General features: G+C 73.3%; 9 protein-coding genes. 7 read left to right on the forward strand and 2 right to left on the reverse strand.

The window, feature by feature from the left end:
• The first annotated feature begins 107 nt into the window (after positions 1-107).
• The 3 genes from DJ476_RS35190 to DJ476_RS24085 all read left to right on the forward strand — a co-directional run bounded on the left by DJ476_RS35190 (position 108) and on the right by DJ476_RS24085 (position 5,338).
• On the forward strand, positions 108-980 hold the full coding sequence (locus DJ476_RS35190) for a ComEA family DNA-binding protein (protein WP_318294778.1): 873 nt from the start codon (positions 108-110) through the stop codon (positions 978-980).
• Between the two features lie 779 nt (positions 981-1,759).
• Complete coding sequence (locus tag DJ476_RS24080) at positions 1,760-4,198, forward strand: ComEC/Rec2 family competence protein (RefSeq protein ID WP_318294901.1); 2,439 nt, start codon at positions 1,760-1,762, stop codon at positions 4,196-4,198.
• Positions 4,199-4,453: 255 nt separating this feature from the next.
• Positions 4,454-5,338 carry a YceI family protein gene (locus DJ476_RS24085; RefSeq protein ID WP_112491548.1) on the forward strand — a complete coding sequence of 295 codons (885 nt, stop codon included), beginning with the start codon at positions 4,454-4,456 and terminating at the stop codon, positions 5,336-5,338.
• Positions 5,339-5,454: 116 nt separating this feature from the next.
• On the opposite strand, the gene DJ476_RS24090 is transcribed toward DJ476_RS24085, so the two are convergent.
• On the reverse strand, positions 5,455-5,700 hold the full coding sequence (locus tag DJ476_RS24090; RefSeq protein ID WP_112491549.1) for a hypothetical protein: 246 nt from the start codon (positions 5,698-5,700) through the stop codon (positions 5,455-5,457).
• 92 nt (positions 5,701-5,792) lie between these two features.
• Between DJ476_RS24090 and holA the strand changes: the two genes are divergently transcribed.
• The gene (gene holA, locus DJ476_RS24095) at positions 5,793-6,782 is read left to right on the forward strand and encodes a DNA polymerase III subunit delta (protein ID WP_112492606.1); all 990 of its coding nucleotides are present in this window, start codon (positions 5,793-5,795) and stop codon (positions 6,780-6,782) included.
• Positions 6,783-7,176: 394 nt separating this feature from the next.
• Here holA and rpsT read toward each other — a convergent pair whose 3' ends face one another.
• Positions 7,177-7,443: a 30S ribosomal protein S20 gene (gene rpsT, locus DJ476_RS24100; RefSeq protein WP_019763236.1), complete on the reverse strand. Its 267-nt coding sequence runs from the start codon at positions 7,441-7,443 to the stop codon at positions 7,177-7,179.
• Between the two features lie 228 nt (positions 7,444-7,671).
• Between rpsT and lepA the strand changes: the two genes are divergently transcribed.
• The 3 genes from lepA to DJ476_RS24115 all read left to right on the forward strand — a co-directional run bounded on the left by lepA (position 7,672) and on the right by DJ476_RS24115 (position 13,959).
• Complete coding sequence (gene lepA, locus DJ476_RS24105) at positions 7,672-9,546, forward strand: translation elongation factor 4 (RefSeq protein WP_103421360.1); 1,875 nt, start codon at positions 7,672-7,674, stop codon at positions 9,544-9,546.
• Positions 9,547-9,809: 263 nt separating this feature from the next.
• The gene (locus tag DJ476_RS24110; RefSeq protein WP_103421359.1) at positions 9,810-11,699 is read left to right on the forward strand and encodes an AMP-dependent synthetase/ligase; all 1,890 of its coding nucleotides are present in this window, start codon (positions 9,810-9,812) and stop codon (positions 11,697-11,699) included.
• A gap of 235 nt (positions 11,700-11,934) precedes the next feature.
• The gene (locus DJ476_RS24115; RefSeq protein WP_112491550.1) at positions 11,935-13,959 is read left to right on the forward strand and encodes a SpoIIE family protein phosphatase; all 2,025 of its coding nucleotides are present in this window, start codon (positions 11,935-11,937) and stop codon (positions 13,957-13,959) included.
• Positions 13,960-13,980 lie beyond the last annotated feature (21 nt).

Raw genomic sequence — 13,980 nt, forward strand, 5'->3', positions numbered from 1 at the left:
GTGTTCGCCCCGGCGCTCGGTCCGGCGTCCGTTCCGGCGGGAGGGGGTCCGCGCGAGGTCGGGCCGCCCTTGCCGCGGCGGCGGCTCGGCGGCGGGCGGACGCGCTGATGGCGGATGCGTCGGTTCCGGAGGCGTACTCGCTTGAGGACAAGGCGGGTACGAGCGCCCAGGAGCAGGAGCAAGCCGGTGGGCAAGCGCGGGTGTCGGAGCCGGAGCCAGTTCCTGATCCAGCTCCGGAGCAGGTGCGGGAGTCGGTGGCCGTGCGGCTCCGGGACCGGGTGCTGCTGTGGGTACGGCTCAGATGGGGCCTGGCGCCACGGACGCTCGCGGCCCTGACCCTCGTGCTGCTGGTGGCCGTCGGCCTCGCCGCCTTCCACTTCTGGTCCGTACGCCCGCAGGAGGTGCGGGCGCCGGAAGCCGTGGTGGTGGGGGACGCGGCGGTGGCCGAGGATCCGTTACGGGCCGGAGCCGGGGGTGCGGTGCCCCGTCCGGTCGCGGGCGCACCGCCCTCGCCTCCTCCCGAACCGGCCGGGGAGATCGTCGTGGATGTCGCGGGCAAGGTGCACCGGCCGGGCGTCCAGCGCCTTCCGGCCGGTTCCAGGGTGGCGGACGCGTTGCGGGCGGCGGGCGGGGTGCGCGCCGGGGCCGATGTCACGGGGCTCAACCGGGCGCGCGTGCTCATGGACGGTGAGCAGGTCCGGGTCGGGCTGCCCCCGGCGCCGGCCGACCAGGCCGCCTCCGGTGCGGCGGGAGGGGTGGCGGGGGCATCGAGCCCGTCCGGTCCGGCGGCACCGCTGAGTCTGAGCACGGCGACCAAGGAGCAGCTCGAAACCCTGCCGGGGGTCGGGCCGGTGCTGGCGCAGCACATCATCGACCACCGCACGGAGAGCGGCGGGTTCCGGTCCGTCGACGAGCTTCGGCAGGTCAGCGGCATCGGTGACCGCCGGTTCGCCGACCTCCGACCGCTCGTGCAGCCGTGAGCGGCGGCGGGGCGAGGCCCGGGGCGGGCGAGACCGTCGGTCGGGCACCGGGGGCGGCCCGGGCGCGGGAGGAGGGGCCGGTGGACCTGCGGCTCGTCCCGCCGGCCCTGGCCGTCTGGGCCGCCGCAGCCCTCGCGCTGGGGCAACCGGGCCACCGGGTGGCCGCGGGGGTGGCGGTCTGCGTGGTCGGGGCGCTGGCCCTCCTGGCGGCGGCGTCCGGCGGGCGCGGGCGGGCGGCGGCGCCGGGCGGCGGGAGCCGGAACGCCGTGCCCGCCGGGGACGCGTGTGCGGCAGGGGCCTCCGGGCCCGGCACGCCCGGGGCGGCGGCTGTGCCCGGCGGAGGCAACCGGGGTGCCGTATCCAGCGATGGCGAGCGGGGCGCCGGGGGTGTTGGGGGCGCCGGGTCTGCCGGGTCCACCTGGGTCGCCAGGTCCGGTGCGTCGGTCGAGCCCGCCGGGACCGCCGAGCCCGCCGGGACCGCCGAGCCCGCCGGGACCGTCGAGCCCGCCGGGACCGCCGGGACCGCCGAGCCCGCCGGGACCGCCGAGCCCGCCGGGACCGGTGGACCCTATGCGTCCCCGGGGCCCGCTGGGGCCTCAGTGTTTGCCGGCTTCGCCGCGCCCGGTCGGCCCGCCGCGCCCGGTCGGCCCGCCGCGCCCGGTCGGCCCGCCGCGCCCGGTCGGCCCGCTGGGCCCTCCGCGTGCGCCGGGTCCGTCGAGTCTGGGGCGTCCGGTGGGGGCCGCCGGATCGCCGACCCCGCCGCTGCCCCGGGGGCCGGCATGCCCGGGCAGACCGAGCCGCCTGGACGGTTCGGGCACTCCGGCCGGCCCAAGTCCTCTGGCTGCTCCGGCTGGTCCGGGTGGCTGGGGCGGTCCGGGCGGTTCGGCCCGTCCGCCCGGTCCGGGCAACTGGGACGGACGCAGCCCGGGCAGCCGGGCCGGTCCAGGCGGGCCGCCCGGACCGGGTGGGCTGTCGTGGTCGGGGCCGTACTGCTCTGTGCCGCGGCAGGCGGGGCCTCGGCCGGGTTGCATGGGGCGGATGTGCGGCGTGGGCCCGTTCCCGGGCTGGCGCAGGAGCATGCGCGGGTCGGTGCCGAGGTGCGGGTGACCTCGGACCCCCGGCCGGCCCGCCCCGGTGTGCGGGGCAGCCACAGCACCCCCGCCACGCTCCTGATCAACGCCGACATCACCGAGGTGGCGGCCCCCGACGGCCGGCGCACCCGGGTCCGTACGCCTGTGCTCCTCATGATGGTGTCGCCCGGGGACGACCGGGCGGCGTGGCAGGGGCTCCTGCCCTCCACGCGGCTCCGGGTCGACGGGCACCTCTCACCCCCCGCCCACCAGGGTGAACGCCTGGCCGCCGTCCTGCGGGTGGAGAGCGAAGGGCCGCCCAGGATCACCGGGAACCCGACGGCGGTCCAGCGGGCCGCCGGCAGCCTGCGCTCCGGGCTGCGGGAGGCGACGGACGGGCTCGACGCGGACGCGCGGGCGCTGCTGCCGGGGCTGGTGGTCGGAGACACCTCCCGGGTCCCGCCGGATCTTCACGACGCCTTCAGGGCCACCGATCTCACGCACCTGCTCGCCGTGTCCGGGGCCAATCTGTCGATTCTGCTCTTCCTTCTCATCGGGCCGCCCGGATCGGCCCTGCACAGTGAACGGCGCGGCCTGGCACCGAAGCTCGGCATCTCCCTGCGCGGGACCGCGCTGCTCGGCGGGGCGGTGACGCTCGCGTTCATCGTCGTCTGCCGCCCCGAGCCGAGCGTCCTGCGCGCGGCGGCCTGCGGTCTGATCACCCTCCTCGCCATCGGGACCGGCCGCCGCAGGTCCCTGATCCCCGCCCTGGCGGCGGCAGTTGTGCTCCTGGTGCTGTACGACCCCTGGCTGGCCCGGAGTTACGGGTTCCTGCTCTCGGTCCTGGCCACGGGTGCGCTGCTGACGCTCGCGCCCCGGTGGAGCGCGGCGCTGCAACGGCGGGGGATGCCGGGGCGGTTGGCGGAGGTGCTGGCGGCGGCCGCGGCCGCGCAGGCGGTGTGCGCGCCCGTCGTGGTGGTCCTGGCCTCGCGGATCAGCCTGGTGGCGATTCCGTGCAACCTGCTGGCGGAGTTCGCGGTAGCGCCCGCGACGGTGCTGGGGTTCGCGGCGCTCGCCGTCGCCCCGGCCGCCCCGCCGGTGGCCGAACTACTGGCCCGGATCGCGGGCTGGCCGGCCGGGTGGATCGCCTGGGTGGCCCGTACAGGCGCGGACCTTCCCGGGGCGGAGGCCCCGTGGCCCGGGGGCTGGGCCGGTGCCGCCCTCCTGGCGGGCCTCACGGTCCTGGCCGTGCTCCTCGCCCCTCGGTTCGCACGGCACCCCTGGCTCTGCGCCGCCGCCGCGCTGCTGCTGGTCCTGGTGGTGGTGAGGCCCGCCCCGCTGGCCCGGGTCGTCACCGGGTGGCCGCCGCCGGGCTGGGCGTTCGCGCTGTGCGACGTCGGGCAGGGCGATGCGATGGTGCTCGCGGCCGGGGAGGGTACGGGGGTGGTCGTCGACGCCGGGCCCGACCCCCGCTCCGTCGACCGCTGTCTACGGGACCTCGGCGTCACCCGGGTACCCCTGGTCGTCCTGACCCACTTCCACGCCGACCACGTCCGGGGCCTGTCCGGTGTGCTGCGGGGCAGGGCCGTGGGCGCGATCCAGACGACGAGCCTGGACGAACCGCCCGAGCAGGCCGCGTTCGTGCGGCGTACGGCGGCCGAGGCCCGGGTCGGGACGGTCCGGGCTGCACCTGGTGAGCGGCGCAGGGCGGGGCCCGTGGAGTGGCAGGTCCTCTGGCCGCGCGCCGGGCCCGGGGGAGTGGCGGCGGTGAAGGGTGGGGGCGGGCCGAACGACTCCAGCGTGACCCTCTACGTAAAGGCCGCGGGCGGGCTGACGCTGCTGCTCCTGGGCGACCTCGAACCACCGGCCCAGCGGGGGTTGCTGCACGGCCCGGCGGAGCTGCCCCGGGTCGATGTTCTCAAGGTGGCCCACCACGGTTCGGCCTTTCAGGACACGGGGCTGCTGGACCGCGTACGGCCGAGGCTGGCGCTGATCTCCTGTGGTGCGGACAACCCGTACGGCCACCCCTCGCCCCGGACCGTGGACGCGCTTCGGGCGGCCGGGGCGCGGGTCCTGCGGACCGACACCGACGGGGCCGTGGCGGTGACGGGCGCGGGCAGGGAGCTGCGGGCGGTGGGCCGTTCATGACGGGAGGCCGGACGGATACGCGTACGCACACGCAGACGAACACTCAAACGCCCAAATGCGTACCTACACCCATAGCTGCGTATGGCTCGTATCACCTCCGTACAAGACCTGACCAGACCCTCCTAGCCCCTCTGTTTGCCTCGAACGCCCCAACAGTGATCGAATGCCTAATCGTCGGCGGGCCGCTGTTTCCGACAACGACGTCCACCTGTCAGAGGCCCCGAAGCACGGAACGCCCCTGGGGGTACGGAGAAGATGTTCGGCCGTTGGCTGGGAAGCAGGCGTCAGGCGGGCGCGGGGCGCGGTGGGGCCCTCGCCGGATTGCAGGTGCCCCGTTCGGCGGGCGTCCTCGGCTGCCGCGTGCTCGACCCGGTCGGCGAGCCGGTCCGGCAGGCCGAGTTCGTCATCACGGACGGGGTCGGCCGCAAGGTCGTGGGCGGCGAGACGGACCCGTTCGGCAGTGTGCTCGCCACGGTTCCGGAGGGCGACTACCGGCTGGCCGTCACGGCCGAGGGGTACACGCCCTTCCACGGGGCGGCCACGGTGGTCGCGGGAGGCCACGCGACCCTGGGCGATGTGGTGCTCCAGCCCGCGGCGCCTCCGCAGCTGCCCGAACCGGGGGACTGGGAGGTCGAGCCGAACCACTCGCAGATCGGGTTCACGGCCCGGCACATCGGCATGGCCCGGATCCACGGCAGGTTCAACACCTTCGCCGGTGCCGTGCGGATCGCCGACCGCATGGAGGACTCCGCCATGCACGTGATCATCGACGCGGCGTCGATCGACACCAATGTCGGGATGCGCGACGACCATCTGCGCTCCGGCGACTTCCTCGACGTCGCCCGCTTCCCGACGCTGGAGTTCTACAGCGAGCGCTTCGTCCACCGGGGCGGCTCCCGCTGGGCCGTCACGGGCGCCCTGACCCTGCACGGGGTCAGCCGTACGGTGGCGCTGGACACCCAGTACCTCGGCCTCGGCAACGGCCTCCAGGGCGAGCGGCGGGCCGCCTGCCGGGCCACCACCGAACTGCACCGCGAGGACTTCACCCTCACCTGGCAGACGATGCTGGCGAAGGGCATCGCCGTGGTCGGTCCCAGCATCGCCATCGACCTGGACATCCAGATCGTCCCGAAGGGCTGAGCCGGGACGGGGTTCGTCCCGAGAGGCTGACTCGGGGCCGGAGAACCCTGCCCGAGGGCTGAGCCCGGGGTGGGGGAACCCTGTCCCGGGCCGAGCCCGGGGTACGAAACCCTGCCCTACGGCTTCTCCAGCCACCCCTCGTACTCCGCGGCGAACTCGTCCAGCGCCCCGGGGTCCAGCCGCCCCGCCGGGTCCTCCACGACCACCAGCCACTGGGCGTCCTCGGCGTCGTCCTCACCGGCCAGGGCGTCCCGTACGAGCTGCGGCTCCTCGGCGACCCCGAAGCGGTCCGCCAGCTCCTCGGCCACCTTCTCCGCGGCGTCGCGGTCGGGCAGCACCAGTACATGTCTCACGTCGCTCACCCGGTCATTCTCCGGTACGGGCCCTGGTGCCCCGGGCCCCGGGGGCGGCGGGGAGACCGGGCTGTCGGTGGGACATGGGATGCTGGATCGCGATGGCCACCAGGAAGAATTCCACCGACGATCCGCTCGCCCCCGTCACGCTCGCCGTGGGCCAGGAGGACCTCCTCCTGGACCGTGCCGTGCAGCAGGTGGTGGCGGCCGCCCGTGCCGCCGACGCCGACACCGACGTACGCGACCTGACGTCCGACCAGCTCCAGCCCGGCACGCTCGCCGAGCTGACCAGCCCCTCGCTCTTCGCCGAGCGCAAGGTCGTGATCGTGCGCAACGCGCAGGACCTCTCGGCCGACACGGTCAAGGACGTCAAGGCGTATCTCGGCGCCCCGGTCGAGGAGATCACGCTCGTCCTGCTCCACGCCGGCGGGGCCAAGGGCAAGGGGCTCCTGGACGCGGCGCGCAAGGCGGGCGCCCGGGAGGTCGCCTGCCCGAAGACCACCAAGCCGGCCGAGCGGCTCACCTTCGTGCGCTCCGAGTTCCGCACCCACGGGCGGTCCGCGACGCCCGAGGCGTGCCAGGCGCTGGTCGACGCGATCGGCAGCGATCTGCGGGAGCTGGCCAGTGCGGTGTCGCAGCTGATCGCGGATGTCGAGGGCACGATCGACGAGGCGGTCGTCGGGCGCTACTACACGGGCCGGGCCGAGGCGTCCTCGTTCACCGTGGCCGACCGGGCCGTCGAGGGGCGGGCGGCGGAGGCGCTGGAGGCGCTGCGGTGGTCGCTGTCGACCGGGGTCGCGCCCGTGCTGATCACCAGTGCGCTGGCCCAGGGCGTACGGGCGATCGGGAAGCTCTCCTCCGCGCGGGGCGGCCGGCCGGCCGACCTGGCCCGCGAGCTGGGGATGCCGCCGTGGAAGATCGACCGGGTGCGGCAGCAGATGCGGGGGTGGACGCCGGACGGGGTGGCCTCGGCCCTGCGGGCCGTGGCGGCGGCGGACGCGGGGGTGAAGGGCGGGGGGGACGATCCGGAGTACGCCCTGGAGAAGGCCGTCGTCGCTGTTGCGCGGGCCGCGCGGACGGGTGGGCGGTAGCCCCTCGCGGGGTGCCTGACCGTGGGGGCCGTCGCCCCCTCGGGGTCCCGCGCTCATCGGTTCCGTGCGATCACTGGTTGCCCGCGGTCACTGGTTCCGTCCTCAAGCGCCGGACGGGCTGGATATGCCCCGGCCGTACCGACTGCGAGCCCCGGACCGGCTGGATAGGCCCCGGCCGCCCCGGAAGCGGGACCGGGCTGCATGGAGCCATGCCGAAGCCCCGGGCTCCGACCTGGGGAGGTCGGGGGCCGGGGCCTCGGGTCACACTCTTGGTGCGCCGCACCCGCGTGGCGAACGCAGGTTCGGTGTGCGGCGCGGGGGCCGGGCAGGGGCGGGAGAGAGGGCCCGCTGATCCGTTCCGGCTAAGTCACATCAGTGAGCTTCGGGAAGAAGCTCAGGCCTGCAGGGTGGCAACCTTGGACGCCAGCGCCGACTTCTTGTTGGCGGCGGCGTTCTTGTGGATGACACCCTTCGAGACAGCCTTGTCGAGCTGACGGGAAGCGTCGCGAGCGGCCGTGGTGGCCTTCTCGACGTCACCGGCGGCGACGGCCTCGCGGGCCTTGCGGATCGCGGTCTTGAGCGACGACTTGACGGCCTTGTTGCGCAGGCGCGCCTTCTCGTTGGTCTTGTTCCGCTTGATCTGGGACTTGATGTTCGCCACGAAAGAGCCTTTTCAGGTTCGATTGAATCTATGAGTTGTCCTCATCGGCTCACAGGAGCCACTGAGCACAGCTGTCCACGGTAGCAGTCACCCTCCGACCGGCCCAAACCGGTCGCTGTCCCGCAGGCGTGGGACGATGGAGCCTACGTATCGATCCGACCGACGATCCGACCGACCCGACATCGACCCGAGACACGGCGTTCGGCGTCTCAAGAATCAGGACCCTGCGTGCCCGCGACTCCTTCCAACGTGCCCGAGCCGAGCCGTACCGACCCGGCGCTGATCCGCAATTTCTGCATCATCGCGCACATCGACCACGGCAAGTCGACCCTTGCCGACCGGATGCTCCAGCTGACGGGCGTGGTCGACCAGCGGCAGATGCGCGCTCAGTACCTCGACCGGATGGACATCGAGCGCGAGCGCGGCATCACCATCAAGTCCCAGGCGGTCCGGCTGCCCTGGGCGCCCACCGAGGGCGAGGACAAGGGCCGTACCCACGTCCTCAACATGATCGACACCCCGGGCCACGTGGACTTCACCTACGAGGTCTCCCGTTCGCTCGCCGCCTGCGAGGGCACGATCCTGCTGGTCGACGCCGCACAGGGCATCGAGGCCCAGACGCTGGCCAACCTCTATCTGGCGATGGAGAACGACCTCACCATCGTCCCGGTGCTCAACAAGATCGACCTCCCGGCCGCCCAGCCGGAGAAGTTCTCCGAGGAGCTGGCCAACCTCATCGGCTGCCGGCCCGAGGACGTGCTCAAGGTCTCGGCCAAGACCGGTGTCGGCGTGGACGCGCTGCTCGACCGGGTCGTCCGGGACGTACCGGCCCCGGTCGGTGTCGCGGACGCCCCCGCCCGCGCGATGATCTTCGACTCGGTCTACGACTCGTACCGGGGCGTCGTCACCTACGTCCGTGTCGTCGACGGCCAGCTCAACAAGCGCGAGCGCATCCGGATGATGTCGACCGGCGCCACCCACGAGCTGCTGGAGATCGGGGTCTCCTCCCCGGAGATGACCCCGGCCGACGGCATCGGCGTGGGCGAGGTCGGCTACATCATCACCGGGGTGAAGGACGTCCGGCAGTCCAAGGTCGGTGACACGATCACCTCCCTGCAGAACGGGGCGACCGAGGCGCTCGGCGGCTACAAGGACCCGAAGCCGATGGTGTTCTCCGGGCTCTACCCGCTGGACGGCTCGGACTACCCGGACCTGCGCGAGGCGCTCGACAAGCTCCAGCTCAACGACGCCGCCCTGGTCTACGAGCCGGAGACCTCCGCCGCGCTCGGCTTCGGCTTCCGCGTCGGCTTCCTCGGCCTGCTCCACCTGGACGTGGTCCGCGAGCGGCTGGAGCGCGAGTTCGGCCTCGACCTGATCGCCACCGCGCCCAACGTGGTCTACCGGGTCGAGATGGAGGACGGCACCGAGCACATCGTCACCAACCCGAGCGAGTTCCCCGAGGGCAAGATCGACAAGGTGCACGAGCCGGTCGTCCGCGCCACGGTGCTGGCCCCGAGCGAGTTCATCGGCGCGATCATGGAGCTGTGCCAGGGCCGGCGCGGCACCCTGCTCGGCATGGACTACCTCTCCGAGGACCGGGTCGAGATCCGCTACACCCTGCCCCTCGCGGAGATCGTCTTCGACTTCTTCGACCAGCTGAAGTCCAAGACCCGGGGTTACGCCTCCCTCGACTACGAGCCCACCGGCGAGCAGACCGCCCACCTCGTCAAGGTCGACATCCTGCTCCACGGCGACAAGGTGGACGCGTTCTCCGCGGTCACCCACAAGGACAAGGCGTACGCGTACGGCGTACGGCTCGTCGCCAAGCTGCAGAAGCTCATCCCGCGGCAGAACTTCGAGGTGCCGATCCAGGCCGCCATCGGCGCCCGGGTCATCGCCCGTGAGACGGTCCGCGCCATCCGCAAGGACGTCCTCGCCAAGTGTTACGGCGGTGACATCTCCCGTAAGCGGAAGCTGCTGGAGAAGCAGAAGGAGGGCAAGAAGCGGATGAAGATGGTCGGCAACGTGGAGGTCCCGCAGGACGCCTTCATCGCGGTGCTGTCCACCGACGAGTCCGCCGGAGAGAGCAAGAGCAAGAAGTAACCCGTCCCGCCGCACCTCCCGGCGCGACGGTCGGCGCGAGGGCCCTCACACCGCAGTACCGTGCGGTGTGAGGGCCCTTTCGTTATGAAAGCGGCGGCTCGTTGCCTCTTACGTTGCGCGTGCGTGCGCTCTACTCTGATCACGCATCGATGGTTACTCGCCAGTTAAACAAGCCGAACAAGCAGTTTGCGCAGCAGGACAGCAGTAGTAGTCGCAGTATCAAAGAAGCCGGTCGTAGCAATGCCGCAGGCCCGGAGGACGTCGTGAGCGACACACAGACCAAGATCGATAACCGGCCGCCCTCCGTGGCGGCCCTCTTCATCGACCGCGTGGCGGCGACCCCGGACGGGGAGGCGTACCGCTACCCGGTCCCGTCGGCCTCGGGCGAGGGCCCCGACGACTGGAAGTCGCTGAGCTGGGGCCAGGCCGCGGAGCGGGTCTTCGCGATCGCGGCCGGGCTGATCGCGCTCGGCGTGCGGCCGGAGGAGCGGGTCGCCCTCTCCTCCGCCACCCGGGTGGAGTGGATCCTCATCGACCTCGGCGTCATGTGCGCGGGCGCCGCGACCACCACGGTCTACCCCTCCACGAACGCGGAGGAGTCCGCGTTCATCCTGGCCGACTCCGAGAGCCGCGTCCTCGTCGCGGAGGACGCGGAGCAGCTGGCCAAGGCCCGGGAGCGCCGCGCCGAGCTGCCCGACCTGGCCCATGTCGTCGTCATCGACCCGACCGGCGTCGAGCCCGCCGCCGACGACCCCGAGGGCTGGATCATCACCCTCGCGGAGCTGGAGGCCCGGGGCAACGAACTGCTGGCCAAGGCCCCGGACGCGGTCACCGAGCGGGTCGCCGCCATCACCTCCGACCAGCTCGCCACCCTCATCTACACCTCCGGCACCACCGGCCGCCCCAAGGGCGTACGGCTGCCGCACGACAACTGGTCGTACATGGCCAAGGCCACCGTCTCGACCGGGCTGATCAACGCCGACGACGTGCAGTACCTCTGGCTGCCGCTCGCCCACGTCTTCGGCAAGGTCCTCACCTCGGGCCAGATCGAGGTCGGCCACGTCACCGCGATCGACGGCCGCATCGACAAGATCGTCGAGAACCTGCCGGTCGTCCAGCCGACCTACATGGCCGCCGTGCCCCGCATCTTTGAGAAGGTCTACAACGGGGTCGCCTCCAAGGCCCGCGCGGGCGGCGGCGCCAAGTACAAGATCTTCCAGTGGGCGGCCGGGGTCGCCCGCGAGTACGCCAAGGTCTCCCAGGACAACTTCCGGCGCACCGGCAAGGCCTCCGTCCCCTTCGCGCTCGGCGCCAAGCACAAGGTCGCCGACGCGCTCGTCTACTCCAAGATCCGTGACGCCTTCGGCGGCCGGCTGCGCGCCTGTGTCTCCGGCTCCGCCGCCCTCGCCCCCGACATCGGCTACTTCTTCGCGGGCGCCGGCGTCCACATCCTGGAGGGCTACGGCCTCACCGAGAGCAGCGCCGCCTCCTTCGTCAACCCGGGCGAGGCCTACCGCACCGGCACCGTCGGCAAGCCGCTCCCCGGCACCGAGGTGCGCATCGCGGAGGACGGCGAGATCCTGCTGCGCGGCCCCGGCATCATGGAGGGGTACCACAAGCTGCCCGACAAGACCGATGAGGTGCTGGAGTCGGACGGCTGGTTCCACACCGGTGACATCGGCGAGCTGTCGGCCGACGGCTATCTCCGTATCACCGACCGCAAGAAGGACCTGATCAAGACGTCCGGCGGCAAGTACGTCGCCCCGGCGGAGGTCGAAGGCCAGTTCAAGGCGGTCTGCCCGTTCGTCTCCAACATCCTGGTGCACGGCGCGGACCGTAACTTCTGCACCGCGCTCATCGCCCTCGACGGCCCCACCATCCTGGGCTGGGCCGCCGAGAACGGCCTGGAGGGCAAGGAGTACGCGGAGGTGGTCGCCGCCCCGCAGACCGTCGAGCTGATCGACGGCTACGTCCAGCGCCTCAACGAGGGGCTCCAGCGCTGGCAGACCATCAAGAAGTTCCGCCTCCTGCCCCGCGACCTGGACGTCGAGCACGGCGAGCTGACCCCGAGCCTCAAGCTGAAGCGGCCGGTCGTCGAGCGCGAGTACCAGGGGCTGATCGACGAGATGTACGCGGGCTCGCGCGAGGCGTGACGCCTGCGCGCGCGAACCGCTGAAGCGCCGTGTGCACGCGGTCGGGGCGGCCGGACACCGAAAGGGTCCGGCCGCCCCGACCGTCGTCCGTGACGCCCCGACCGCTCCCCGTGGCGTTTCCCGCAGTCTCGCGTTCGAATCTGCTCGATTTTCCGCCCAGTTCCGTAACTCGGTGCTTATGGGTGCGTCCGGTCTGTCACTCTGTCGGAGTCGTCGGACCCGTAGGAGCCGCACCGTGGCACCCATCCCCTTGCAGCGGGACACCGTGCAGCGCCCCGGCACCATCCGTGCCGGGTACGCGCACGGCCCGCGCCTGGCCAGTCGCACCAGCCTGCCCGGGATACCCCTCGCCCCCTCCGCCGCCCGCCGGTTCGTGCGGGCGGCGCTCGCGGAGTGGACCGGGCTGGGGGTGCCCGCCGCCGTGGGCTTCAGCGACCGGCTCGCCGACGACGCGGTGACCGTCACCAACGAGCTGGTCACCAATGCCGTCGTGCACGCCGGGACCACGGTCGACCTGGTGCTCAGGCTGGAGGAGGAGGGCGGCGAGGAGCCCTCGGCCGCCCTCGTCCTGGAGGTCACCGACCACCACCCGGCCCGCCCGGTGAGCGGCGACGAGCCCGAGGCGGCGGCCGGGGATCCGGCCCGTACGGAGACCGAGGCGCCCACCGAGCTGCCCGATCCCGCCGAGTACGGTCGTGGCCTCCAGCTCGTCGCCACCCTCGCGGAGTCCTGGGGCATCACCTACCGCACCGGTCTCAAGACCGTCTGGGCCCGGCTCCCCGTCGACGACTGGAGCGGGCCGCCCGCCCCGCCCGACCGGGACTCCCTCCGGCGCGGGCTGCGTGCCGCCGAGATCCTCGCCCCGGCCGCCCGGCGCACCGAGCGCGACGACGCGGTCTGGGACAGCCGGGGCGCCCCGGCCTTCCTCGCGGAGGCGTCCGACCTGCTGGCCGGGCAGCTCGACGAGGACCTGGTGGCCGCCATAGCGGGCCAGCTGCTGGTGCCCCGCCTCGCGGACTGGTGCGCGATCTGGCTGGAGGCCGAGGGCGGGGGACCGGGCGCCGAGCCCCGGCTCGCCCGGGTCTGGCACAGCGACGAGACCGGTATGGAGCCGCTGCGGACGGCCCTGGAGCGGGAGCCCCTCCGGCTCCCCGCCGACTTCGGTTCAGGGCCCGTACACGTCCCCGTACCGTGGTCGGCGCAGCACGGCCCGTACGCCGGAGACAGCTCGTACGCCGAGGGCGGTCCGGGCGCCCAGGACGGCCCGCACGCCGGAGATGTCCCGCACCCCGGCAGCCGTGACGGGGCCGCGCTCGCGTTCCGGATCACGGCGGGCGGCCGGGCGCTCGGGACCGTACTCGTCGGGCGGGAGGGGGTCGCCCGGATGCCCGAGGCCGTCGCCTCGCTCATCGAGGACTTCGTCCGCCGCCTCGGCCTCGCCGTCGGCGCCGCCCGCGCCTACACCCGGCAGGCCACCATCAGCCGCATCCTCCAGCGCGGCCTGCTCCCCAGCAAGGTCGCGGAGATCCCCGGCGTCACCAGCGCCCTCGTCTACGAGCCGAGCGACGACGGGGTGGTCGGCGGTGACTTCTACGACATCTTCCCGTGCCCCGGCGACCGCTGGTGCTTCGTCCTCGGGGACGTCCAGGGCTCGGGGCCCGAGGCCGCCGTCGTCACCGGCCTCGCCCGCCCCTGGCTCCGGCTCCTCTCCCGGGAGGGGTTCGGCGTCGGGGAGGTCCTGGACCGGCTCAACCGGCTGCTGCTGGACGACGCCATGGAGGCCGCCGAGGCCGCCGCCCTGATGGTCGCCGCCGCCGGGGGCCAGCAGCTCCACGACGGCTCGCAGTCGCGGTTCCTCTCCCTGCTGTACGGGGAGGTCGTGCCGCTCCCCGGCGGGGGCGTCCGCTGCACGGTGGCCAGCGCCGGGCACCCGCTGCCGCTGCTGCTCCGCCCCGACGGCTCCGTACGCCCGGCGGCCGAGCCGCAGGTGCTGCTGGGGGTCGTGGAGGACGTGGCGTACGAGAGCCAGGTCTTCGATCTCGCGCCCGGGGACAGCCTGCTCTGCGTCACGGACGGGGTGACCGAGCGGCGGTCGGGCCCGCTGATGTTCGACGACGGGGACGGGCTGGCCCGGGTCCTCGCCGGGTGCGCCGGGCTGCCGGCCGAGGCGACGGCCGAGCGGATCCGGAGGGCCGTCCACGAGTTCGCCGAACAGCCGCCGGACGACGACGTGGCCCTGCTGGTCCTGCACGCGGACTGAACGGGCCGGAGGTTTCCGGGA

The sequence above is a fragment of the Streptomyces bacillaris genome, assembly GCF_003268675.1.
GTDB classification, from domain to species: domain Bacteria; phylum Actinomycetota; class Actinomycetes; order Streptomycetales; family Streptomycetaceae; genus Streptomyces; species Streptomyces bacillaris.

What these genes read in the sequence shown, in the direction of transcription:
- DJ476_RS35190 (WP_318294778.1), top strand. Translation starts at nt 108, where the DNA reads ATGGCGGATGCGTCGGTTCCGGAGGCGTACTCGCTTGAGGACAAGGCG.
- DJ476_RS24080 (WP_318294901.1), top strand. Translation starts at nt 1,760, where the DNA reads ATGCCCGGGCAGACCGAGCCGCCTGGACGGTTCGGGCACTCCGGCCGG.
- DJ476_RS24085 (WP_112491548.1), top strand. Translation starts at nt 4,454, where the DNA reads ATGTTCGGCCGTTGGCTGGGAAGCAGGCGTCAGGCGGGCGCGGGGCGC.
- holA (WP_112492606.1), top strand. Translation starts at nt 5,793, where the DNA reads ATGGCCACCAGGAAGAATTCCACCGACGATCCGCTCGCCCCCGTCACG.